Genomic DNA, 21709 nt, shown 5'->3' with positions numbered 1-21709 from the left:
CCGTGGATACCCACTATCGCGACAGCCGCAAGATCGACCCCACACGCGGCGCAACTCTGGGGGACGGCACCCCAAACGATATGGACCGGGTCGAGATCGGCCCGACACAGCTTGCCTTTTCGGAATGGAAGGGTGCGGGGCTGCACCTGCCCGATCTGGCCCGTATGCGCGAACATCGCTGGCAGCGCCTGACCCGGCATATCGTTGATCGCGACTACGGCGGGCTGTTGATGTTTGACCCGCTCAACATCCGCTACGCCACCGACAGCACCAATATGCAGCTCTGGAACACCCATAACCCGTTTCGCGCGGTGCTGCTTTGCGCGGATGGATACATGGTGATCTGGGACTACAAGAACGCACCTTTCCTCAGCAAATTCAACCCGCTGGTGCGCGAACAACGCTCGGGCGCGGACCTGTTCTATTTCGACCGGGGCGACAAGCTGGATGTGGCGGCGGACGTGTTCTCGAACGAGGTGCGGGTGCTGCTGCAAGAACACGCGCCGGGCAATATGCGGCTGGCGGTGGACAAGGTGATGCTGCACGGGCTGCGCGCGCTTGAGGCGCAGGGGTTCGAGATCATGGAAGGCGAAGAAGTCACCGAGAAATCACGCTCTGTCAAAGGCCCCGACGAAATCCTCGCCATGCGCTGCGCCAGCCACGCCTGCGAAACCGCCGTGCGGGCGATGGAGGATTTCGCGCGGGCCAATGTGGGCGATGGCGTAACCTCCGAGGATGATATCTGGGCGGTTTTGCACGCCGAAAACATCCGCCGCGGCGGCGAGTGGATCGAGACCCGGCTGCTGTCCTCGGGCCAACGCACCAATCCCTGGTTTCAGGAATGCGGGCCTCGGGTCACGCAAAACAACGAGATCATCGCCTTTGATACCGACCTGATCGGGTCCTACGGGATCTGCGTCGATATCAGCCGGACTTGGTGGATCGGGGATGAGCCGCCACGTCCTGACATGGTCTATGCCATGCAGCACGCGCATGAGCATATCATGACCAATATGGAGATGCTGAAACCCGGCGTGATGATCCCGGAACTCAGCGCCAACACCCATCGGCTTGATGACAAGTACCAGGCACAGAAATACGGCTGCCTGATGCACGGGGTGGGCCTGTGCGATGAATGGCCGCTGGTGGCCTATCCCGACAAGGCGGTGCCCGGCGCCTACGACTATGCGCTGGAGCCAGGCATGGTGCTGTGTGTCGAGGCGGCGGTGGGCGAAGTTGGCGGCGATTTCTCGATCAAGCTCGAAGATCAGGTTCTGATCACCGAGGACGGATATGAGAACCTGACCACCTATCCGTTTGATGCGGCATTGATGGGAGGGGGGGCTTAGCGCTGCCTCACCCCGGGGACGTGACGGTCGCCGGGTCTTTGTAAGTCCCGACATCCTCGCCAAGATATTTGTTGTTCCGCTCACGGATTTCGGCGGCCGCGTCATCATAGAGAAACGGCAGGAAGGCATATCGGCGACCGCGCGTGACCTTTGACACCGCATGGAGCAGAGAACAGGAAAAGATGACTGCCCCGCCCGGCGGTGCTTTGAAGCTGCGGGATCCGTATTCGGGAAAGGACACCTCTCCGCCGTCAAAATCGGAGTTGAGATTGACCGACACTGCAAAGCGCCGATGCGCGGTGCCCTTAGTCGTGTTGTCGCGATGCGGCCGGAAATGACCGCCATCCTCCTCGGAGTAACAAGAGACGATATAGCGCTCCATGCGGGTTACGTGGAACTGGTGTATCTTGGAGATCTCCGGCACCACGCGGCGGTAGAATCTGCCCTGCAATTTCGAGATCAGGTCCTGGTCTTTGACAACGAAATCCCGGCGACTCTTGTGCGACCGGTCAATTTTGGCAACGGTCTTTCCGTCCACATCCTGCATGAACCCGGTCTCGGTCCCACCATCAGCCTCGTAGAGGCTGATCAATTCTTCGCAGAACTCTTTCTCGAACACGTTTGGCAGGACGATGATTGGCGCTTGCAGCTCAAGCCCGGAATACCTGGCCGGCGGCGGAAGCGAATCGAGATAGGCCAACAACTCGGGAATATCGCTCTGATCCCGGTTGAACGTGATCAGCTTCATGATACGCATGGTGGGATCAATCACGATCCAGAGGCGGCGTACCTCCCGCGACGGAGGCAGTTCGGTTGCATCCTTGTCCACCACGCCATAACGCCGGCTCACGCTCAGATCGAAATCGAGAAAGAACCGGTACCCGGGATAATACTCTTTCAGACCATTTGGATCGTCATCATAGGGATCGATCGTAATGCCGTAGAAGCTCGCGAATTTGTCGTCAAACAGATCCTCGCGTCTGTGCACCGCTTGCAGCGCAGCCTTACTGTGTGGATTGCTCGCACCGCAAAAGAAGCACAAAACCAAATACCGACCAGCGGATGAGTTGAACACGAATTTCGGGTTCTTCAAGGAACGTTGAACAAAATCCGGGGCAACATCCCCGGGCAGAAGGTTAATATAAGAAGCCATCTGAAATACCGGACGTTGGACTCTCTCCTGATCTTACGTCACCGCGCCGCTTTGAGCAACGCCCTGCCAGAGTGTATGAAAGAGCGGATCACGCTGCAGATTTCCACGGCCACGCTCCGGTTGGCCATCCGGCTGAGGGGTGGGAAAACTTGGCGGTCAGGTGCGCGCCCTGCCCGCCGTGGCGTTTACTGAACTGTCGGCCAGTCCGACTGTTTCACATTGCCGTGCCAGTCCTCCAATTGCGGCATCGTACGCGCGGTTTCGGACGACGGCTCAAAGCGATCCGGCGCACCGCCGTCCATCGCTGCGCCCAGCACAATGCCAACGCCCAGGGCGATGAGTGACCACAGGATCGTTCTGCCCCGATCCGCGCCGAGGTGGGTGTGTTCTTGAGCACTTGAACTCTGCATATCGATATCTCCTGTTCTGGTGATGAGATGACCAGAAGATAGGCGCGGATCGGCCGTCACAAAAACGAATTAATGTTTTCAAAAACATCACGAATGGTGATATTATGCTAAAGCCCCAGAAACGCCTGCATCACCTTGGCCTGCAGCCGCCTGCCATCCGGGTCGGCTTCGGCCTTGAGGTGCCAAAATTCCTCGCTCCACTCTGACCTGCGGGTGCGGATCGGTGGTTTGTCCGAGGCCAGTCGCGCATCACCACCTCTGACACCTCGCCCCGCGCGTGCGACCACACTACAGCACCGTTCGCGTCCAGCGCTAGTTCCGGCACCTGTCCAGCATATCAGGCGCTGCTCCGAAGAGGGCCGCCCCTCGGCGTCTGGCGCATGGATTTGCCCGGTCCGACCGTTCACCAGCTTTGCACGGTGGCGTGAACGGTCGCGGTTGCCTCTTGGAATTCACCACCGCCATCGCCAGTCTTTGCAGGAACGTCAAAGGATGAACCCATGCCCACAGAACGCATCACTTTCGCCGGACATGACGGCAGCCAGCTTGCCGCGCGACTGGATCTGCCCGACGGGCCGGTTCTGGCCACAGCTCTCTTTGCCCATTGCTTCACCTGTTCCAAGGACATCCCGGCGGCACGGCGGATCGCTGGACGGCTGGCGATGATGGGGATCGCGGTGCTGCGGTTCGATTTCACCGGGCTGGGCCATTCGGCGGGCGAGTTCGAAAACACCAGCTTCACCTCGAATGTGCAGGACCTGGTGGCCGCCGCGCAGTATCTTGCGGGCCGCAAAAAGGCGCCTGCCCTGCTGATTGGCCATTCGCTGGGCGGCGCGGCGGTGTTGCGGGCACGGGCGGGCATCCCCTCGGTCAAGGGCGTGGTGACGCTGGGCGCGCCTGCCGATCCGGGCCATGTCTCGCATCATTTCGAGGCCGCGCTGCCGCTGATCGAAGCCGAAGGCGCAGCCGATGTCACCCTTGGCGGGCGGCCCTTCCGGATCGGCCGGCAATTTGTCGAAGATATTGCACAGACGCAGTTGGAACCCGCCATTGCCGGGCTGAATGCCGCCCTTCTGGTGCTGCACGCGCCGCTGGATGATACGGTCAGCATCGACAATGCCGCGCAGATCTTTCTGGCCGCCAAACACCCCAAAAGCTTCGTGACGCTGGATGATGCCGATCACCTGATCACGCGTCAGGCCGATGCCGATTACGCAGGTGAGGTGATTGCCGCCTGGGCCGCGCGCTATGTCGACCTGTCGCCGCCCGCGCCGCCGCCGGGTGCGCCCGAAGGTGTGGTGCGGGTGACCGAATCCGATCCCGCGGGCTTCCGGCAGGACGTGCAATCGGGCCCCGATCATCACGCAGTAGCGGATGAGCCGGTCTCTTACGGGGGTACGAACACAGGCATGTCACCCTATGGATTTGTCTCGGCCGGATTGGGTGCCTGTACCTCGATGACTATCCGCATGTATGCGCGCCGCAAAGGCTGGCCACTGGACGGGGTCAGCGTCGATATCTGCCATGACAAGGTCCATGCACAGGATGCCGAGGCCGCAACGCGCGGCAAGGTGGACGAATTTCGCCGCCGCATCCGGTTGCACGGGCCTCTGGATGCCGACCAGCGCGCCAAACTGCTGGAGATTGCCGACAAATGCCCGGTTCACCGGACACTCGAAGGCTCCTCACATGTGGTGACCGAGTTGATAACCGATTAACGCCGCCCTCCGCGTGCGGGCATCGGGCGCGACACCGGGGGCCGGTGCACTGGTGGGCGCGCGACCGGAGGACGGGCCACAGGCGGCCGCGCAATCGGCGGCCGCGCAATCGGGGGCTTGGCGATCGGGGGCTCGGGCCGAACCGGTGGGTCGGGGCGATCGGGCCGGTCCGGTTCGTCGGGCGGGCGCGGATACCCGTAGTAATAATCATTCCACAGCATCGAGTCGTAATAGCCACCGGTACCGACCCCGACGGTGAGGCCATCACAGCCCGCCAACCCGAACAGGCCGAGGGCAAGTATTAGCTTTTTCAACATCTTACCCTCCTTACCTGATCGCCCGGAACGAGCCGTAGATCGCATTCACGTCATTCACCAGATCCGGGTCCGCCCCGCTTTCGATCACCGCAAGCGAGATCGCGACCCGGTTGGTCGGCAGATCGATCAACAGCGCGGTGAAGCTGACAGCGCGCCCGTCGCGCCGTCCGGTTCCGGTGATGCGCTTGGCAGGCAGACCACCCAGCGTGATCGAAGACCGCCCGGTCACCTCGGGGTCCTTGACCAGCGATCTGCCGATGCCCGACAGATAGTCTTCGGCCTGACCCAATGTGCGGATGCCGTTGGGCGACATGAACCCGACCCAGACGCCCTTGTCCGCGACAGGTTCCAGCCCGATCACCCGGTTGATCAATCGCGCCTCGCCGGTCTCGGGCGCGGCGATGGCGCGCGGGCCACCGGCACGCACCTGCCAGAAATCCGGGGCGCTGAGCCGAAACAGGGCGCGCCCGTCGCTTTCATAGGTCAGGGGCATATCCGCCAGGGTGGCGGCGGGCAGCCCCGCAAGCAGCACAGCACAAACAGCGCGGCGCAGAGGCAGAATGACAGATCGCATGAAACTCGCTTTCGTTGATCGGATAGGGCGATCATTGACCGTCAACAGCACCCTGTAAATGTTTAATATCGTTTGAAACTGCGCGACATGCGGCAGGGCTTGGGCCTGCCCGCGCCCCATCTTTCGTTCTTGATGAAACGCAGAGCGGCTGCTAGCCCTGCCCTCATGGACAAGCAGATCGTATGCATCAACTGGGGCACGCGCTATGGCGCGCCTTACATCAATCGTCTTTATGAGATGGTGCGCGCCAACACGACACCGCCCTTCCGCTTTGTTGCGTTTACCGACACGCGCGAGGGGGTGCATCCCGACGTGGTCTGCTTTGATCTGCCCGAGATGCCGGGCTTCATGCCGGAACGGACCATTGGCCAATGGCCGAAATCACGCCTTTGGGCGCCCGAGCTGGGTGATCTGAAGGGGTCATTCCTGTTCCTTGATCTGGATGTGGTCATCACCGACTCGCTGGACCCGTTCTTTGAATTCGGCGCACCCGAGGACGTGATCCTCGCCCGCAACATCACCAAGCCGCTGCACAAGCTGGGGCAGACCTCGATCTATCGGATGCCCGTGGGGGCGCTGGCACCGCTGCAGGCGCAGTTTGCCGCTGACCCGCAGGGGGTCGCGGATAAATACCGGTTCGAGCAGCATTTCGTGACCAAGAATGCGCCGAACGGGATCAAGTTCTGGCCCAATGGCTGGGTGCGCCATTTCCGGATCGAATGCATCCCGACCTTCCCGCTGAACTACTTCAAACCCTCGCACCCGCCCAAAGGCACGCGCGTGGTGATCTTTGCGGGTTCGCTCAACCCGCCGGACGCCATTGCCGGGCGCTACCATCCCAAGTACGAGTTCCTGCCACCCTGGCAGCACATCAAACGCGCGCTGAAATCGCATCGAAAGCTGCGATATCTACGCCAGTTCATGTGGCCTGCGGATTGGGTCAAGGATATCTGGGACAAGGCCGATCGCGCCTGGCAAAGCGCGCTTGAGACCCGGAAATAGCGCTTAGCTGTCCCGCAACCGCTGATAGTGGCTTTTCATGACATATGATTTGCGCGGCCCCGAGACGGTCCAGACCACCGACCAGACTGGCCAGTCGGTGAAGTCATAGGCCGCATCATAGCTGTCGGGCGGGCAATCGTGATGATCGTGCGGAGCGTCCTGCCCCAGCGCCAGATGGTGAAAGAACCGCCCGTCCTCGAACCGGATGTCGATGCCGCCCTGCCCCTGCTGCCAGAGATAACGCCGCGTGGCCTGCATCGGCGCCTGTCCGGGGACCTGCAGGCGCAGCGCCTCGCCGTAGATCAGCGCGTCCCCCTTCCAGACCAGTGAGGCCGTGCCCTCGGCATGCAGCACCTGCCCGGCCCTGGCATCGGTGATCTCGCGCGTGATGCGCCAGTCCCCGGCAAAATCACCCAGGCAACCCGGCAGCGTCATTCCACATAGGTCCCGTCGGTCAGGTCGCCACCCGCGCCGATGAAGCGGATCACATCTCCGCTGCGTTCGATATTGTAGCAGGCCCAGATATCCGAGGGTGGCCAGACCGAGCAATACTGATCGCCGCGCACCGCCCAACTGCCCGCGCTGGGACCGCTTGAGAAATACTGCGTCCGCATGGATGGCTCGAAAGTCTGGGTCGCGCCGCCTTCATAGGCCAGCTTGCGGTCGATCAGCGCGGTCAGAATCTCGTCTCCGGTCAGTTGCCGGAACTCTTCGGCCGCCAATCCGCCCGGCACCAGCGCCAAAATCAGGGCAAACCGCCTCATATCCACTCTCCTGCCTTGTCCGCGCGCCAACACGGGTCTATGACCCGCCCCGTACCCGCATGCCAATCACAAAAAGGTGCCGCTGCCAATGATCCCCCGTTATTCCCGTCCCGATATGGTCGCCATCTGGTCGCCCGAGACCAAGTTCCGCATCTGGTACGAGATCGAGGCCCATGCCTGCGATGCGATGGCCGATCTGGGCGTGATCCCGCGCGAAAACGCCGAGGCCGTCTGGAAGGCCAAGGATGTCGAGTTCGACGTCGCCCGCATCGACGAGATCGAGGCAGTGACCAAGCACGACGTCATCGCCTTCCTCACCCATCTGGCTGAACATGTGGGCAGCGACGAGGCGCGGTTCGTGCATCAGGGCATGACCAGCTCGGACGTGCTGGACACCTGTTTCAACGTCCAGCTGACCCGCGCCGCCGATATCCTGATCGAGGACATGAAAGGCTTGCTCGCTGCCCTGAAACGCCGCGCGCTGGAACACAAGGACACGATCCGCATCGGGCGCAGCCACGGTATCCATGCCGAGCCCACCACCATGGGTCTCACCTTCGCCCGCTTTTACGCCGAGATGGACCGCAACCTGAACCGGCTGGAAAAGGCCCGTTATGAGATCGCCACCGGTGCGATCTCCGGCGCGGTCGGCACCTTCGCCAATATTGACCCCCGCGTCGAGGAACATGTCTGCGAGAAATTGGGGCTGGAGCCTGAGCCAATCAGCACCCAAGTCATCCCGCGCGACCGTCACGCGGCGTTTTTCGCCGCCCTTGGCGTGGTTGCCTCGTCAATCGAAAACGTCGCCACCGAAATCCGCCACATGCAGCGCACCGAAGTGCTGGAGGCCGAAGAGTTCTTCTCGAAGGGCCAGAAAGGCTCCTCGGCGATGCCGCACAAGCGCAACCCGGTGCTGACCGAGAACCTGACCGGTCTGGCGCGTCTGGTGCGCATGGCCGTTGTTCCGGCGATGGAAAACGTGGCGCTATGGCACGAGCGCGACATCTCGCACAGCTCGGTCGAGCGCAATATCGGCCCCGATGCGACGATCACGCTGGATTTCGCGCTGGCCCGCCTGACCATGGTGATCGACAAGCTGGTGGTCTATCCCGACAACATGATCGCCAACATGAACAAGTTCCGCGGATTGGTGATGAGCCAGCGGGTGCTGCTGGCGCTGACCCAAGCGGGTGTCAGCCGCGAGGACGCCTATAAGCTGGTCCAGCGCAACGCGATGAAAGTCTGGGAAGAAGGTAAGGACTTCAAAACCGAATTGCTGGGCGACGCGGATGTGACGGCGGCGCTGAGCCCCGACGAGATCGAAGAGAAATTCGATCTGGGCTATCACACCAAACATGTCGACACGATCTTTGCGCGCGTCTTCAAGGACTGATCGCAACTCTGAAATCCCATCTCAGTCATTTTGGATCAAGGCAGAGGGCTCGCAGATTTCTGCGGGCCTCTTGGTGTGCACCTCAATCAGCATTTGCAATGACTTTGCATCGAAGTGATGTTACAATTCGGTTGCCCGCACATTTAAATGACCTGAGAGAAAAGCAATGAAAATCAAGATCTTTCTTGCCGCAACACTGCTCAGCATTGCGCCGAATCTGGCGCTGGCAATCGGTTGTAGCTTTCGCGAAGACCCGCGCGCGATGCTCTGCGCCGACGGCACCACATGGGACGCGAACAGCCGAACCTGCATAACCAACGAATCCTGACCGGACGCACCGCGCTTTGGTTTGACGCAGCCGCAGGGGGCCCGACTGTGGCCGCCTGCGATCTTGTGCGACTTGTAATTGGTGGAACGACACCTCACTTTAGTTTGAAGCGCCGGGATCAAATCCGGTGCTCGTCTTTTGATGAAATACACTACTTTGGTTATAAGTTGATTTGGTAAAGGGAGTTCCCCGATGCGTATTCTTCTCGCTGTGGCGCTTGCGCTGCCCACCTATGTTGCAATGCCTCACGCCGGACTGGCCGCAGGCGGCGGATCAAGCCCGCCCAAACCCACGAACACCACCCGCAAATGCCTGTTTGGCCGGGTCTGGGACCAGAATGCTGGCCGCTGCCTGAAACCGAAGAAGACCAATTTCTCGGATGACGCGTTGTATGACGCGGTGCGTGAACTGGCCTATGACGGGCAGTATGAACACGCCCAGAAAGCCCTGTCCGAAATGCGCGATCAGGAGGATGACCGGGTCCTGACCTATTGGGGGTTCACCTATCGCAAGATGGGCGAGATCGACCTGGCCAACCTGTTCTATGAACAGGCGATCGCGGCCAATCCCGACAACCTGCTGGCGCGCAGCTATATGGCGCAGGGCTTTGTCGAAGAAGGCAAGACCGATCTGGCAGTCGCCCAGTGGCGCGAAATCAAGGCGCGCGGCGGTGAGGGCAGCTGGGCCGAGGTTTCGCTGAGGGACGCAATCCGCACCGGGCTGACCTACAGCTACTGAGTTTCAGGGTTTCTTTACGCCCCTTGCCCTATTCTGTCCGCGACAGACCTCAATGGATGATGCGGACAGATGCAGCATGACACCGCCTTGATGCCGCTTGGCATGAACACTGTGGAAACCGGCGCGGTGGATGCCACGTCCGAAAAGCGAGTGCCGCGCCGTCTGGACGGACGCCAGAAAGCGGCTGTGATCGTGCGGCTCTTGTTGACCGAAGGGGCCGACATTCCGATCGAGGACCTGCCAGAGGACCTGCAGGAAATCCTGACCCATCAGATGGCGGACATGGGGTTGATCGACCGGCTGACGCTGGACGCGGTGGCGCATGAATTTGCCGAAGCGCTGGAAGGGGTCGGGCTGTCTTTTCCCCATGGGATCGCTGACGCACTGACGGCGATGGATGGCAAGATCGCGCCCGGCACCGCCGCGCGATTGCGCCGGGCCGCCGGTGTGCAGCAGTCCGGTGATCCCTGGCCGAAACTGCGCAAGCTGGAGGCGGTGGAACTGGCCGCCTTCGCCCAGAGCGAAAGCACCGAAGTGGCCGCCGTGCTGCTGTCAAAGCTCGACACGCCCAAGGCCGCCGAGTTGCTGGGTCTGCTGCCCGGCCCGGTGGCGCGCCGGATCACCTATGCGATCTCGGGCACCACCCATATCTCACCTGACGCGGTGGACCGGATCGGGCGGGCCCTGCTGACGCAGGCCGAGACACGCCCGCCCACCGCCTTCGAAGACCGGCCCGAAAAGCGGGTCGGCGAGATCCTCAACCAGTCGCCTTCGTCGACCAGGGATCAGGTGCTGTCGGCGCTGGATGAAGAGGATGCCGATTTTGCCACCTGTGTGCGCAAGGTCCTGTTCACCTTTGCCGATATTGCCCGGCGCATTGCCCCCAAGGATGCCACCTCCGTCGCCCGCGCGGTCGAACAGGACGTGCTGGTCACCGCGCTGGTCGCCGCCACCGAACCCGACGATGTCAGCACGGCGGAATTTCTGCTCAGCAACATGACCAGCCGCATGGCCGATGCGCTGCGCGAAGAGATGGCCGAGAAGGGCAAGGTCAAACAGGTCGATGGTGAACAGGCCATGACCACCATCGTGGCCGCCATCCGCACGCTGGAGCAGGATGGCGGCCTGACCCTGCTGTCCCCGGATGAAGAGGATGATGAATGATCCGCGATTGGCACTAAAGTCACCGCCCCGTTCGACATGCTTGTGATCGCTTATGCAGGCCTATATGTCTGATCAAACGATAGAAACAGGCGATGAGACGGCAGAATGCCCGCAGATAAGTCAAAACTGAGCAAATCCAAACTGGCCGGATATTACGTCGCAAACCTGTTTCTGCAGGCGTTTATCGGCGGGCTGCGGCTGCTGCCTTATGAAACCCGGCTTGCTCTGCTGGGGCATATCACGCGCCTGGTCTCGCCGCTGGTCGGCTTTCGCAAGCGGGTCCGCAACAACCTTGCGCTTGTCTGCCCCGATCTTCCCGAGGCCGAGGTCAAGCGCATCTGCAACGCGGTACCAGACAATGCCGGGCGCGCCATGATGGAACATTTCTCGCCCGAGGAATTCACCGTGCGGCACAAGACCGCCAAGGTCTCAGGCCCCGGCATCGCCGCTTTCGAGGCGGCGTTGGCCGAAGGCAGACCGCTGATGATGATCACCGCCCATTTCGGCCACTACCTGGCCGCGCGCATCGCCTTGCAGGCGCGCTACGGCAAACCCATTGGCGCGCTCTACCGCCGCATGGCCAACCCCTATTTCAACGACGCTTATGTCGCCGCTTTCCAACTCACTGGCGGAACAATGTTCGAACAGGGCCGCCGCGGCATGATGGAGATGGTGCGCTCGCTGAAACAGGGCGGCATCATCGCCATCGTATCGGACCTGCACGCCCATGGCGGCGAAGAGCTGATGTTTTTCGGCAAACCCGCGGTCACCTCGATCCTGAACGCCGAACTGGCGATGAAATACAATGCGGCGATGATCCCCTGCTATGCGATCCGCCAACCCAATGGCGTCGATTTCGAGATCGTGCTGAATGACCCCATCGCGCATAGCGACCCCAAGACCATGACCCAACAAATCAATGACGATCTGGAGGTGCAGGTGCGCCAGCATATGGGTCAATGGTTCTGGATTCATCGCCGCTGGAAACCCTGGTACGGGCTGGGCGTGCAGGACGTCTGAGGCGCTATTCCACCCGCGCCGCCGCCACGATCGGGCCATGCCCGGCCACCTGAACCAGCACCACCGCCGGCAGATCGCCCTCCAGCGCTGTGGTCAGTTCTGCCGGTGCGGCACCATCCCATTGCCCGACCTGATCCCAGCTTTCGACCACATTGGCATAGTCCAGCTCATGCCCGGCCAACTCACCCCGCTTGATCGAGGCGTGCTTCATCGGTGTATAGCGGACCAGTTGCACCACATAGTCGCCGCGCACCGCGCGCTCATAGGGTTCGACCGAGATCGACAGCGCATCGCCGCTGCGCGTGGCCGTGACCAGCGCGCTGTCGGGCGCGGCCAGATGGGAATCGATCAGCGCCATCAGTTCCCGTTCACGCGCTCCGACAACATCCCCCTGCCCGGCCACGATCATCTGCGGCGTGTAGATCATGGTGCGCCCGCCGCTGCGCGCATAGCCCTGCTGGCGCTTGGTGTGGGCGGGATCGGCATATTCATCTTTCCAGCCGATATAATCCCAGTAGTCCACATGCAGCGCCAGCCCGATCACATCGTTTCGCGCCGCCAACTCATGCATCATCGCATCCGCTGGCGGACAGGATGAGCATCCCTGCGAGGTATAGAGCTCGACCACCACGGGGTTGTCCCCGGCGGCAACAGGCGCGGCGAGACTGGCAAGCAGGAGGGCAAGGGAGAAGCTGCGGGTTTTTCTGCGGGTTTTCATGACACGACTTTCGGCTATTGCTGTCTTTGGTCTACCCATCGGCGCCCGGTTTGACGAATCAAGGTTTCTTGAAATTTTGGTGAGTAGAGGCGCTGTTTGGGCAAAATTGTGTGCGATGGTATACAAAAATTGCCGCACTTGGCCTGTTGAGCCTTGAAGTGCAGCCCCCCGTGATGCAGATACGCCTCAGCGAATCCCGCAATCCACCACATTTGAGAGGGAGGCCATCAGATGCCCATCAAAGTTGGACAGGACACCGCCAAGACACGCCGCAGCCTGAGCGTGAATGGCAAGACCATTTCCTATTATTCGATCCCCGCCGCGCAAGAGGCCGGTCTGGGCGATTTCTCTCGCCTTCCTGCCGCGCTGAAAGTGGTGCTGGAAAACATGCTGCGTTTCGAGGATGACGGGTTCTCGGTCTCGGTCGACGATATCAAGGCGTTTGCCGAATGGGGCGCCAAGGGCGGTAAGAACCCGCGCGAGATCGCCTATCGCCCGGCCCGCGTGCTGATGCAGGACTTCACCGGCGTTCCCGCCGTGGTCGATCTGGCCGCCATGCGTGACGGCATCGTGGGACTGGGCGGCGACGCCCAGAAGATCAACCCGCTGAACCCGGTCGATCTGGTCATCGACCACTCGGTCATGATCGACGAGTTCGGCAACCCGCGCGCCTTCCAGATGAATGTGGATCGCGAATACGAGCGCAACATGGAGCGTTACCAGTTCCTGAAATGGGGCCAGTCGGCCTTTAACAACTTCCGCGTTGTGCCTCCGGGAACCGGCATCTGCCACCAGGTGAACCTGGAATATCTGGCGCAGACCGTGTGGACCGACAGTGACCAGAATGGCGAAGAAGTGGCCTATCCCGACACGCTGGTGGGCACCGACAGCCACACCACCATGGTCAATGGTGCGGCTGTTCTGGGCTGGGGCGTTGGCGGGATCGAGGCTGAGGCCGCGATGCTGGGCCAGCCGATCTCGATGCTGATCCCCGAGGTCATCGGCTTTGAGCTGACCGGAGAGATGGTCGAAGGCACCACCGGTACCGATCTGGTCCTGAAAGTGGTCGAGATGCTGCGCGCCAAGGGCGTGGTTGGCAAATTCGTCGAATTCTATGGCACGGGTCTGGACCATCTGCCGCTGGCAGACCGGGCGACCATCGCCAACATGGCCCCCGAATACGGCGCGACCTGCGGCTTTTTCCCGATCGATGGCGAAACCATCCGCTACCTGCGCAACACCGGTCGCGAAGAAGACCGGATCGCGCTGGTCGAGGCCTATGCCAGGGAAAACGGATTCTGGCGGGATGCGGATTACGCCCCGATCTACACCGACACGCTCAGCCTCGACATGGGCACCATCGTGCCCGCGATCTCGGGTCCGAAACGCCCGCAGGATTACGTCGCGCTGACCGACGCCAAAGCGGCTTTCACCAAAGAGATGGCGGAAACCTTCAAGCGCCCCATGGGCAAGGAAGTTGCCGTCAAGGGTGAAGACTACAGCATGGATTCGGGCAAGGTGGTGATCGCCTCGATCACGTCGTGCACCAACACCTCGAACCCTTATGTGATGATCGGCGCCGGTCTGGTGGCCCGCAAGGCGGCCGCTCTGGGTCTGGACCGCAAGCCCTGGGTCAAGACTTCGCTGGCACCGGGCTCGCAGGTCGTCTCCGCCTATCTTGAGGCCGCTGGTCTGCAGGAGGATCTGGACAAGGTCGGATTCAACCTCGTGGGCTATGGCTGTACTACCTGCATCGGCAATTCCGGCCCGATTCAGGCGGAACTGTCCGAGGCGATTGCCGAGGGCGATCTGGTCGCAACCGCTGTACTTTCGGGCAACCGCAATTTTGAGGGTCGGATCAGCCCGGATGTGCGCGCCAACTATCTGGCCTCACCGCCGCTGGTCGTTGTCTATGCGCTGGCCGGGACCATGGATATCGACCTGACATCCGAGCCGATCGGCACCGACAAGGACGGCAATGATGTCTACATGAAAGACATCTGGCCAACGCAAAAGGAAATCGCCGATCTGGTCCAGCAGACAGTAACCCGCGAGGCGTTCCTGTCGAAATATGCCGATGTCTTCAAAGGCGATGAAAAGTGGCAGGGTGTCGAGACCACCGATGCCGAGACCTATGACTGGCCGCCGACCTCGACCTATATCCAGAACCCGCCCTATTTCCAGGGCATGGGAACCGAGCCGGGTACGATCAGCAATATCGACGGCGCCAAGGTGCTGTTGATCCTGGGCGACATGGTCACCACCGACCACATCTCGCCTGCGGGTTCGTTTGCGACCACGACCCCGGCGGGCAGCTATCTGATCGACCGTCAGGTGCAGCCGCGCGAGTTCAACTCCTACGGCTCGCGCCGTGGCAACCACGAGATCATGATGCGCGGCACCTTTGCCAATATCCGCATCAAGAACGAGATGCTGGATGGCGTCGAGGGCGGCTATACCAAAGGCCCCGATGGCGCGCAGACCTCGATCTACGATGCGGCGATGGCCTATCAGGATCAGGGCACGCCGCTGGTGGTGTTTGGCGGCGAGCAATATGGCGCAGGCTCCAGCCGCGACTGGGCCGCAAAAGGCACCGCGCTCTTGGGCGTCAAGGCCGTGATCGCCGAAAGCTTCGAGCGTATCCACCGCTCGAATCTTGTGGGCATGGGGGTTATTCCGTTCGAGTTCACCGGCGGCGATACCCGCAAATCGCTGGGCCTGAAGGGCGACGAGACCGTCTCGATACACGGGCTGGACACAATCGAGCCGCTGCAGGAGGTTCCCTGCTCCATCACCTATGGTGACGGCAGCGAAAAGACGATCACGCTGAAATGCCGGATCGATACCGCGCCCGAGATCGAATACATCGAACATGGCGGCGTGCTGCATTACGTGCTGCGCAATCTGGCAAAAGCCAGCTAAGCCAGCCTGAAACAGGATTGACGGGCGCCCTTCTGGGCGCCTGTTTATCTGCGAGGCGCTGCCTCGCGCTCCGAGGTATTTCTGAACAGAAGAAGTTGTCATTGGCGCCGTTTGCCGGTTTGGTTGGGGCATGAAAACCGCGCGCGCGGGTTGAAGGTCGTCTGACCCTCGCGGGCGGTCGCCGGATGTGAGCCTGCAGAGCTGAACTTTCCGAAAGGGCTGGATACGTGGACATCCGAGCAGCGATCATGGGCCTGGCCTTTGCCCTGATGTGGTCCTCGGCATTCACCTCGGCGCGAATCATCGTGGCGGATGCCTCGCCGCTGTTCTCACTGGCGCTGCGGTTCCTGATCTCGGGTCTTCTGGGGATCTGGATCGCGCGGGCAATGGGTCAGAGCTGGCACCTGACGCGGGCACAATGGCGGGCGACCATTATCTTCGGCATCTGCCAGAACGCGCTGTATCTGGGGCTGAACTTCTATGCGATGCAGACGGTTCAGGCCTCGGTGGCGGCCATCATCGCTTCAACCATGCCGCTGTTGGTGGCGCTGGCGAATTGGCTTCTACTGGGGCAGCGGCTGAGCTGGATGGGCGTATTGGGCCTACTGGCGGGGCTGGTTGGAGTGGCGCTGATCATGGGCGCGCGGATTGGTGCCGGGGTTGATCTGTTTGGCGTGATGCTCTGCGGGATCGGTGCAGTGGCGCTGACGCTGGCCACGCTGTCGGTGCGCAATGCGACCACGGGCGGGAATTTCATGATGGTGGTGGGGCTGCAGATGCTGGTGGGCTCGGCGATCCTGTTTGTGGCCGCACCGCTGTTCGAGACCATTCGGATCAGCCCAAGCTGGCCGCTGGCCATCGCCTTTGTCTACACCACCCTGATTCCCGGCCTGACCGCGACCTATATCTGGTTCCGGCTGCTCGACCGGATCGGGGCGGTGCGGGCGGCAACCTTCCACTTTCTCAATCCGGTCTTTGGGGTGGGCATCGCCGCGCTGCTGCTGAGCGAGCGGCTGACCCTGCAGGATCTGATCGGCGTGCTGATCATCACCGCTGGCATCCTTGCGGTGCAACTGGCCCGGCAGCCGAAAGCCTGATCAGTTGTCAGCGCGCGCGCGGGCCTCGGACAAGACCGGCTCGATCCGTTCCTTGTAGGCGCGCTGGGTGACCGGCCCGGCAAAGCGCAGCAGGATCGTGCCATCGCCATCGACCACATAGGTCTCGGGCACGCCATAGACGCCCCAGTCCAGCGCCATGCGCCCCTGCGGATCGCGGCCCAAAGCGGTATAGGGATCGCCCAGCTCGTCGAGAAAACCGGCAGCGTTCTGCGGCTGATCCTTGTAGTTCACGCCATAGACCGGGATGCCCTGTCTCGCGAGTGCATCCAGATTGGGGTGCTCGACCCGGCAAGGCGCGCACCAGCTGGCCCAGTAATTCACCAGCTTGACCTCGCCATCGCGCAGGGTCGCGTCGTCGAAACCGGGCTTGTCGCCAAAGGGTTCCATCACCACCGGCGGTGCGGGCTGACCGGCGCGGGCCGAGGGCAGCGCATCCTTGTCGTCGCGAAACATGCCGACTGCGGCGAGCAGAACAAAGGCTCCGAAGATCAGCGGTGGCGCGATCATCAGTGGTGAGATCTTAGCCATCGCGCGATATCCTTAGTTCGGTCTGTTCCATCTCGGACCTTACCTTGCGCCCGCGCCACAGGCTCAGCACGACCAGCAGCCCCAGCAACAGCAGTGACAGCGCGTAGGAGGACAGCACAGCCTCGGTGTATTTGCCCAGATCCGGCATCATGCGCCTGCCCTTTCCCGTGCCAGCAACGCGCGGATGCGGCGGGCGCGAATCTCGGTCCCGGTGCGGTAGAGCACCAGCGCAATGAACAGCAGCACAAAGCCTATGATGCACAAAAACAACGGGTAGAAGAACACGTTCGAAACCTTTTCGGTGGTATCGGTGCCGGTCACCGCCCCTGCCCGCATGACCGAAGCGCCCTGATGCAACCCCTGGTTCCAGAAATTCACCGCATAGCGGCTAAGGATGGCAAAGACACTGCCCACCAGACACAGGACCGAGGTCAGGTCGGCGGCGGTATCGGGGTCCTCGATCGCCTCCCAGAGCGCGATATAGCCCAGATAGAACAGGAACAGGATCAGAAACGAGGTCAGGCGCGGGTCCCAGGCCCACCAGGTGCCCCACATGGGCTGGCCCCAGATCGCCCCCGTGATCAGCGCGATCAGCGTCATCACCACACCGATTGGCGCTGCGGCACGGGCCGCCAGCGCGCTGACATGGTGGCGACGCACCAGCCAGACCAGCGAGGTGACCAGCATCATCAGCCAGCAATTGATCGCCATCAGCGCCGAGGGCACATGCAGGTAGATGATCTTGACCGTCGATCCCTGCCGGAAATCATCGGGCGTGAAGAAGAACCCCCAGACCAGCCCGACCGCGAGACAGATCGCGGCGGATATCCAGAAAAAGGGCAGCACCCGCTCGGTGGTGGCCAGAAACTTCTTGGGGTTGGCATATTGCCAGATCGCGTTGGCTTTGGTGGCTATCGACATGGGGGTTATCTAGCCCGACTCGCGGGCATTCTCAATTGGCACAAATCATCGCAGGTTCACGCGCAGCACCGCCGCGCTGGCAAAGGGCAAGAGCGCAATGGTCGCCAGCGTGATCCCCGCCAGCATCAAGAGCGGCGTGCCGGTCTCCATCCCTTGCGCGCCGCGCCGCGCAACTTCGGCCCCGAAGATCAGCGTCGGCACATAAAGCGGCAGCACCAAGAGCGACAGGAGCAGCCCGCCGCGCTTCAGCCCCACGGTCAGCGCCGCCCCAAACGTGCCCACAACACTGAGCGCGGGCGTGCCCACCGCCAGCGAGGCCACAAGCCAGAAGAACCCGGGCGCAGGCAGGTTGAGCAGCACGCCAAAGACCGGAGCGGCCAGCACCAGCGGCAGGCCGGTGGTGATCCAATGGGCCAGCGCCTTGACCGACACCACGGCCTCCAGCGGCAAGGGCGCGGTGGCCAGAAGGTCGAGCGTGCCATCCTCCCAATCCAGCGCCAGCAGCCGGTCGAGCGACAGCAGACAGGCCAGAAGCGCCCCCAGCCACAGCACACCCGGCGCGATGCTGGCCAGCAGGTCGGATTGCGGACCGACCGCAAAGGGCACCAGCGTTGTCACGATCAGGAAGAACACCAGCCCCAGGCCAAAGCCACCCCCGGCCCGCATGGCCAGTTTCAGATCGCGCAGCAACAGCGCGATCACAGGAAATCTCCGTCGAAATCATCCACTGGTTTGGGCAGCGCGCGGAACGGGCCGACCTCCAGCGTCGTGGCATCGAGCCCCAGATCAATATGGGTGGCAATCAGCGCCGATCCGCCCTGCCCCAGATGCGCCCGCACGGCATCGGCGAATTTTCCAACGGCCTCTTTGTCGAGCGAAACGGTGGGCTCGTCCAGCACCCAGACCGGACGCCCGGTGACCAGCAGACGGGCAAGGCCCAGACGGCGTTTTTGTCCGGCTGAAAGATTTCCGGCATGCCGGTCGGCAAGCTCGTGCAGATCGTAAGCATCCAGCGCGCCCTCAATACCGCGCGCACCAAAGACGGCGGCCCAGAAAGTCAGGTTCTCGGTGACACTCAGGGTTGGCTTGATGCCGTCGGAATGGCCCGCATAGGCGATCCGGTCCTCGGCCCCTTCGATCCGGCCTGACAACGGCGGCTGCAACCCGGCGATGGCGCGCAACAGCGTTGTCTTACCGATCCCGTTCGGGCCACGCACCACCAGCGCCTGCCCGGGCTCAAGGGCAAATCCCAGCCCTTCAAGCACGGGGACGCCCCCACGGGCGATGGCAAGGTCTGTGACGGTCAGAGTCATGAAACCCGCTTAACCGATTGCTGGGGTAGGCAAAAGGCCGGAGTCGCGCAGGGACGGAGTGTCGCGTCTGTGGCAAGTGGCAGGCGTGAGGGGCCAGCCCCTCACCCTCCCCGGAATGTTATCGGCCAGATGAAGAGCGGACCGGGTCACACCGGCAGGGCGGCCAGCGCGACACGGCGGCCTTCGGAAAGCAGGACGTTGTAGGTGCGGCAGGCTGCGGGAGAGGACATGTTCTCGACCCCGATCCCTGCCTTTTCCAATGCGCCGCGCAATTCGTCGGGCAGATGCGCCATCTCGCCCCCGGTACCGATGAACAGCACGTCGACCTGACCTGCCAGCGCCAGCAGCGGCGCGGCATCGTCATAGCCGCCCCAAACGGCGGTGCCGGATGCGCCGGTCAGGATGGGGCCGTAAAGGACCTGACCAGCGATGCGGAAAAACCCGGGGCCATAGCCGTCGACGGGTTGGGCATCGGTAAAGGCGATCTCGTTCAGGCGCATGGGTCAGGTCCAGATGGGCAATCCCGCCAGTGCAACGCCGAAGATCAGCGCATAAGCGGCGGAGCGGTAGAGCTTTTCGCGGTCCGGCACAAATAGCGCGCTGCCCGCGAGGTTGCCAAGCATATTCGGAACGGTCAGCAGCAACCCGGTCAGCGCGATGGCCGGGTCGAGGCGGCTGGCCAGCGCAAGAAACGCAACCAGCAGAATGTCATAGCCCAGCAGGAACAGCGTGGTGTTGGCCCGGATCACCTGCGCCGGATGCGGGCTGGCCATATAAACAAAGATCACCGGAGGGCCGGGCATGCCCACCGCGCCGCCCAGAAAACCCGCGACCAACCCGGTACCAAACACCGCACGCGGCCCCAGTGCCCCGCTATAACGCCAGCCCAGCAGCAGCCCCGCCAGCATCAGCAACGACACCGACGAGACCAGCACGCGGAACAGATCGGGGTTCATCACAAACAGCGCGGCCAGACCCAGCGGGGCGGCAAGCGCCGTCCCCACCAGCAGCCGCGTCAGGTCTGCGCGATGAGCATGCGGCAGGACCTTGGGAAGCATCGGCACCGGCCCCAGAATATCCATCATGATCAGTGTCGTGATGGCTGAAACCGGGTCCAGAACCATGCCCGCCAGGGGCAGATAGACCATTGCGGTGCCAAAGCCGGTAAAGCCCCTGGTACAGCCCGCCAACAGAGCAGCACCGAACAGCACCAGCAGGTCGGTGCTGCCCAGTGACAGCAGATGTTCGGTCACCCGGTCCGGCCTTTTTGGCAAACGGGTGACCGGGGATCAGGCATCGATATTGGCGTATTGGTTTCCGGCAGTATTGGACGGCTTGGTCCAGTCGCGCTTGACGCCCAGATAAAGCAGGATCGCCGACGCCACGAAGACCGAAGAATAAGTACCCACGATGACGCCCCAGATCATCGCAAAGACAAAGCCCCGGATCACGTCGCCGCCCAGCACATAAAGCGAGATCAGCGCCAGCAGCGTGGTGACCGAGGTCATCACCGTCCGGCTCAGCGTTTCGTTGATCGAGATGTTCAGCACGTCCTTGAGCGGGGTCTTCTTGTATTTCCGCAGGTTCTCGCGCACCCGGTCAAAGACCACCACCGTATCGTTCAGCGAATAGCCGACGATGGTCAGAAGCGCCGCGATAATCGCCAGATCGAATCGAATCTGCAGCTCGGAAAACACCCCGATGGTCAGGATGACGTCATGCACCAAGGCGGCCACCGCACCCAACGCGAACTGCCACTCGAACCGCAGCCAGATATAGACAAGCACCGCCCCGATCGCGAGCACAACGGCAATCACCGCCGTCTGGATCAGCTCTCCCGAGACCTTGGGGCCAACCGATTCGACCGAGACAAACTGGATATCGGGCACCGCACCCTTCAGCGCGGCTTCGACCTCGACAACCATGGAGGCGGTTGCGGCCTCTTCGCCCTCCTGCGCCTGAATACGCAGCATGGCGACGTTCTGATCGGGGCCGAAGGTCGGATCGAAGATCTCGGTGATGGTGATATCGCCCAGCTCAAGCGGGTCCAGCGCGCCGCGATAGACGCCTACATCCACCACCTGCGCGCTTTCGGTCCGAATGGTGGTGCCACCCCGGAAATCGATGCCGTAATTCAGACCCTGATACAGGAACGACCCCGCCGCCAGCGCCATCATGAAGGCCGAGATGCCCAGCCACAGTTTCCAGCGGCTGAAGAAATCGAACGAGGTGTTCTGGGGGACAAGTTTCAGTCGCATA

General features: G+C 62.0%; 26 protein-coding genes. 10 read left to right on the top strand and 16 right to left on the bottom strand.

Translation table 11 applies throughout. From position 1 onward, the window contains the following. The first annotated feature begins 2 nt into the window (after window positions 1-2). A complete protein-coding gene (gene dddP, locus M3P21_RS16130) occupies window positions 3-1349 on the top strand; it encodes a dimethylsulfonioproprionate lyase DddP (protein WP_249711485.1) in 1347 nt (448 codons plus the stop codon). Window positions 1350-1356: 7 nt separating this feature from the next. On the opposite strand, the gene M3P21_RS16125 is transcribed toward dddP, so the two are convergent. The 3 genes from M3P21_RS16125 to M3P21_RS16115 form a co-directional block, all read right to left on the bottom strand. Next, the gene (locus M3P21_RS16125) at window positions 1357-2502 is read right to left on the bottom strand and encodes a 2OG-Fe(II) oxygenase (protein ID WP_249711483.1); all 1146 of its coding nucleotides are present in this window, start codon (window positions 2500-2502) and stop codon (window positions 1357-1359) included. 185 nt (window positions 2503-2687) lie between these two features. Further along, on the bottom strand, window positions 2688-2912 hold the full coding sequence (locus tag M3P21_RS16120) for a hypothetical protein (protein ID WP_249711481.1): 225 nt from the start codon (window positions 2910-2912) through the stop codon (window positions 2688-2690). Window positions 2913-3019: 107 nt separating this feature from the next. Then, window positions 3020-3199, bottom strand: a complete 180-nt coding sequence (locus tag M3P21_RS16115) for a hypothetical protein (RefSeq protein WP_249711478.1) — start codon at window positions 3197-3199, stop codon at window positions 3020-3022. A 213-nt stretch (window positions 3200-3412) separates the two neighbouring features. Between M3P21_RS16115 and M3P21_RS16110 the strand changes: the two genes are divergently transcribed. Beyond that, window positions 3413-4630, top strand: coding sequence for a bifunctional alpha/beta hydrolase/OsmC family protein (locus M3P21_RS16110; RefSeq protein ID WP_249711477.1), 1218 nt, complete (start codon window positions 3413-3415; stop codon window positions 4628-4630). On the opposite strand, the gene M3P21_RS16105 is transcribed toward M3P21_RS16110, so the two are convergent. Both M3P21_RS16105 and M3P21_RS16100 read right to left on the bottom strand, forming a co-directional pair. Next, window positions 4627-4947 (bottom strand): hypothetical protein, encoded by a 321-nt coding sequence (locus M3P21_RS16105; RefSeq protein WP_249711475.1) that lies wholly within the window; start codon window positions 4945-4947, stop codon window positions 4627-4629. The two genes, M3P21_RS16110 and M3P21_RS16105, sit on opposite strands and share 4 nt — an antisense overlap. A 10-nt stretch (window positions 4948-4957) precedes the next feature. Then, on the bottom strand, window positions 4958-5521 hold the full coding sequence (locus tag M3P21_RS16100; protein WP_249711473.1) for a hypothetical protein: 564 nt from the start codon (window positions 5519-5521) through the stop codon (window positions 4958-4960). Window positions 5522-5686: 165 nt separating this feature from the next. Here M3P21_RS16100 and M3P21_RS16095 point away from each other — a divergent pair, with 165 nt between their 5' ends. Beyond that, on the top strand, window positions 5687-6523 hold the full coding sequence (locus tag M3P21_RS16095) for a glycosyl transferase (RefSeq protein ID WP_249711471.1): 837 nt from the start codon (window positions 5687-5689) through the stop codon (window positions 6521-6523). Between the two features lie 3 nt (window positions 6524-6526). Here M3P21_RS16095 and M3P21_RS16090 read toward each other — a convergent pair whose 3' ends face one another. Next, a complete protein-coding gene (locus M3P21_RS16090; protein WP_249711469.1) occupies window positions 6527-6958 on the bottom strand; it encodes a DUF6314 family protein in 432 nt (143 codons plus the stop codon). After that, window positions 6955-7287, bottom strand: a complete 333-nt coding sequence (locus M3P21_RS16085) for a hypothetical protein (RefSeq protein WP_249711467.1) — start codon at window positions 7285-7287, stop codon at window positions 6955-6957. Before M3P21_RS16085 ends, M3P21_RS16090 begins: the two co-directional genes overlap by 4 nt. 88 nt (window positions 7288-7375) lie before the next feature. Here M3P21_RS16085 and purB point away from each other — a divergent pair, with 88 nt between their 5' ends. The 5 genes from purB (at window position 7376) to M3P21_RS16060 (ending at window position 11930) form a co-directional block, all read left to right on the top strand. After that, entirely contained in the window at window positions 7376-8680 is a 1305-nt protein-coding gene (purB, locus tag M3P21_RS16080; RefSeq protein WP_249711465.1) for an adenylosuccinate lyase, read from the top strand. 166 nt (window positions 8681-8846) lie between these two features. Continuing rightward, on the top strand, window positions 8847-9008 hold the full coding sequence (locus M3P21_RS16075) for a hypothetical protein (protein WP_249711462.1): 162 nt from the start codon (window positions 8847-8849) through the stop codon (window positions 9006-9008). 192 nt (window positions 9009-9200) lie between these two features. After that, window positions 9201-9746: a tetratricopeptide repeat protein gene (locus tag M3P21_RS16070; RefSeq protein ID WP_249711460.1), complete on the top strand. Its 546-nt coding sequence runs from the start codon at window positions 9201-9203 to the stop codon at window positions 9744-9746. A gap of 69 nt (window positions 9747-9815) precedes the next feature. After that, complete coding sequence (locus M3P21_RS16065; protein WP_249711458.1) at window positions 9816-10910, top strand: flagellar motor switch protein FliG; 1095 nt, start codon at window positions 9816-9818, stop codon at window positions 10908-10910. Between the two features lie 105 nt (window positions 10911-11015). After that, on the top strand, window positions 11016-11930 hold the full coding sequence (locus tag M3P21_RS16060) for a lysophospholipid acyltransferase family protein (protein ID WP_249711456.1): 915 nt from the start codon (window positions 11016-11018) through the stop codon (window positions 11928-11930). 4 nt (window positions 11931-11934) lie between these two features. Here M3P21_RS16060 and M3P21_RS16055 read toward each other — a convergent pair whose 3' ends face one another. After that, window positions 11935-12648, bottom strand: a complete 714-nt coding sequence (locus M3P21_RS16055) for a DUF1223 domain-containing protein (protein WP_249711454.1) — start codon at window positions 12646-12648, stop codon at window positions 11935-11937. Between the two features lie 231 nt (window positions 12649-12879). Between M3P21_RS16055 and acnA the strand changes: the two genes are divergently transcribed. Both acnA and M3P21_RS16045 read left to right on the top strand, forming a co-directional pair. Next, window positions 12880-15570, top strand: coding sequence for an aconitate hydratase AcnA (acnA, locus tag M3P21_RS16050; protein WP_249711452.1), 2691 nt, complete (start codon window positions 12880-12882; stop codon window positions 15568-15570). Window positions 15571-15797: 227 nt separating this feature from the next. After that, entirely contained in the window at window positions 15798-16667 is an 870-nt protein-coding gene (locus M3P21_RS16045; protein WP_249711450.1) for a DMT family transporter, read from the top strand. Here the strand turns inward: M3P21_RS16045 and M3P21_RS16040 are convergent, their stop codons facing one another. The 8 genes from M3P21_RS16040 to secF form a co-directional block, all read right to left on the bottom strand. Further along, window positions 16668-17216 carry a DsbE family thiol:disulfide interchange protein gene (locus M3P21_RS16040; RefSeq protein ID WP_249711448.1) on the bottom strand — a complete coding sequence of 183 codons (549 nt, stop codon included), beginning with the start codon at window positions 17214-17216 and terminating at the stop codon, window positions 16668-16670. Beyond that, window positions 17209-17367: a heme exporter protein CcmD gene (gene ccmD, locus M3P21_RS16035; protein ID WP_249711446.1), complete on the bottom strand. Its 159-nt coding sequence runs from the start codon at window positions 17365-17367 to the stop codon at window positions 17209-17211. Before ccmD ends, M3P21_RS16040 begins: the two co-directional genes overlap by 8 nt. After that, window positions 17364-18137, bottom strand: a complete 774-nt coding sequence (locus tag M3P21_RS16030) for a heme ABC transporter permease (RefSeq protein WP_249711444.1) — start codon at window positions 18135-18137, stop codon at window positions 17364-17366. The genes ccmD and M3P21_RS16030 overlap by 4 nt, the downstream gene beginning before the upstream one ends. Before the next feature lie 45 nt (window positions 18138-18182). Next, on the bottom strand, window positions 18183-18839 hold the full coding sequence (gene ccmB, locus M3P21_RS16025) for a heme exporter protein CcmB (RefSeq protein ID WP_249711442.1): 657 nt from the start codon (window positions 18837-18839) through the stop codon (window positions 18183-18185). Beyond that, a complete protein-coding gene (gene ccmA / locus M3P21_RS16020; protein WP_249711440.1) occupies window positions 18836-19450 on the bottom strand; it encodes a heme ABC exporter ATP-binding protein CcmA in 615 nt (204 codons plus the stop codon). Before ccmA ends, ccmB begins: the two co-directional genes overlap by 4 nt. Before the next feature lie 146 nt (window positions 19451-19596). After that, window positions 19597-19950: an Mth938-like domain-containing protein gene (locus tag M3P21_RS16015; protein WP_249711438.1), complete on the bottom strand. Its 354-nt coding sequence runs from the start codon at window positions 19948-19950 to the stop codon at window positions 19597-19599. Between the two features lie 3 nt (window positions 19951-19953). Further along, on the bottom strand, window positions 19954-20703 hold the full coding sequence (locus M3P21_RS16010; RefSeq protein WP_249711436.1) for a sulfite exporter TauE/SafE family protein: 750 nt from the start codon (window positions 20701-20703) through the stop codon (window positions 19954-19956). A gap of 36 nt (window positions 20704-20739) precedes the next feature. Further along, a complete protein-coding gene (secF, locus tag M3P21_RS16005; protein WP_249711434.1) occupies window positions 20740-21708 on the bottom strand; it encodes a protein translocase subunit SecF in 969 nt (322 codons plus the stop codon). Between the last annotated feature and the right edge of the window lies 1 nt (window position 21709).

Origin of the sequence: Ruegeria spongiae (assembly GCF_023502395.1) — a bacterium.
GTDB lineage: Bacteria > Pseudomonadota > Alphaproteobacteria > Rhodobacterales > Rhodobacteraceae > Ruegeria_C > Ruegeria_C spongiae.
This window is presented reverse-complemented; position numbering and strand designations above follow the sequence as displayed.

Excerpts from the sequence above, each read along its gene's own strand:
- M3P21_RS16125 (WP_249711483.1), bottom strand. The coding sequence starts at position 2,502 with ATGGCTTCTTATATTAACCTTCTGCCCGGGGATGTTGCCCCGGATTTT.
- M3P21_RS16120 (WP_249711481.1), bottom strand. The coding sequence starts at position 2,912 with ATGCAGAGTTCAAGTGCTCAAGAACACACCCACCTCGGCGCGGATCGG.
- M3P21_RS16110 (WP_249711477.1), top strand. The coding sequence starts at position 3,413 with ATGCCCACAGAACGCATCACTTTCGCCGGACATGACGGCAGCCAGCTT.
- M3P21_RS16105 (WP_249711475.1), bottom strand. The coding sequence starts at position 4,947 with ATGTTGAAAAAGCTAATACTTGCCCTCGGCCTGTTCGGGTTGGCGGGC.
- M3P21_RS16100 (WP_249711473.1), bottom strand. The coding sequence starts at position 5,521 with ATGCGATCTGTCATTCTGCCTCTGCGCCGCGCTGTTTGTGCTGTGCTG.
- M3P21_RS16095 (WP_249711471.1), top strand. The coding sequence starts at position 5,687 with ATGGACAAGCAGATCGTATGCATCAACTGGGGCACGCGCTATGGCGCG.
- M3P21_RS16090 (WP_249711469.1), bottom strand. The coding sequence starts at position 6,958 with ATGACGCTGCCGGGTTGCCTGGGTGATTTTGCCGGGGACTGGCGCATC.
- M3P21_RS16085 (WP_249711467.1), bottom strand. The coding sequence starts at position 7,287 with ATGAGGCGGTTTGCCCTGATTTTGGCGCTGGTGCCGGGCGGATTGGCG.
- purB (WP_249711465.1), top strand. The coding sequence starts at position 7,376 with ATGATCCCCCGTTATTCCCGTCCCGATATGGTCGCCATCTGGTCGCCC.
- M3P21_RS16075 (WP_249711462.1), top strand. The coding sequence starts at position 8,847 with ATGAAAATCAAGATCTTTCTTGCCGCAACACTGCTCAGCATTGCGCCG.
- M3P21_RS16070 (WP_249711460.1), top strand. The coding sequence starts at position 9,201 with ATGCGTATTCTTCTCGCTGTGGCGCTTGCGCTGCCCACCTATGTTGCA.
- M3P21_RS16065 (WP_249711458.1), top strand. The coding sequence starts at position 9,816 with ATGCAGCATGACACCGCCTTGATGCCGCTTGGCATGAACACTGTGGAA.
- M3P21_RS16060 (WP_249711456.1), top strand. The coding sequence starts at position 11,016 with ATGCCCGCAGATAAGTCAAAACTGAGCAAATCCAAACTGGCCGGATAT.
- M3P21_RS16055 (WP_249711454.1), bottom strand. The coding sequence starts at position 12,648 with ATGAAAACCCGCAGAAAAACCCGCAGCTTCTCCCTTGCCCTCCTGCTT.
- acnA (WP_249711452.1), top strand. The coding sequence starts at position 12,880 with ATGCCCATCAAAGTTGGACAGGACACCGCCAAGACACGCCGCAGCCTG.
- M3P21_RS16040 (WP_249711448.1), bottom strand. The coding sequence starts at position 17,216 with ATGGCTAAGATCTCACCACTGATGATCGCGCCACCGCTGATCTTCGGA.
- ccmD (WP_249711446.1), bottom strand. The coding sequence starts at position 17,367 with ATGATGCCGGATCTGGGCAAATACACCGAGGCTGTGCTGTCCTCCTAC.
- M3P21_RS16030 (WP_249711444.1), bottom strand. The coding sequence starts at position 18,137 with ATGTCGATAGCCACCAAAGCCAACGCGATCTGGCAATATGCCAACCCC.
- ccmA (WP_249711440.1), bottom strand. The coding sequence starts at position 19,450 with ATGACTCTGACCGTCACAGACCTTGCCATCGCCCGTGGGGGCGTCCCC.
- M3P21_RS16015 (WP_249711438.1), bottom strand. The coding sequence starts at position 19,950 with ATGCGCCTGAACGAGATCGCCTTTACCGATGCCCAACCCGTCGACGGC.
- secF (WP_249711434.1), bottom strand. The coding sequence starts at position 21,708 with ATGCGACTGAAACTTGTCCCCCAGAACACCTCGTTCGATTTCTTCAGC.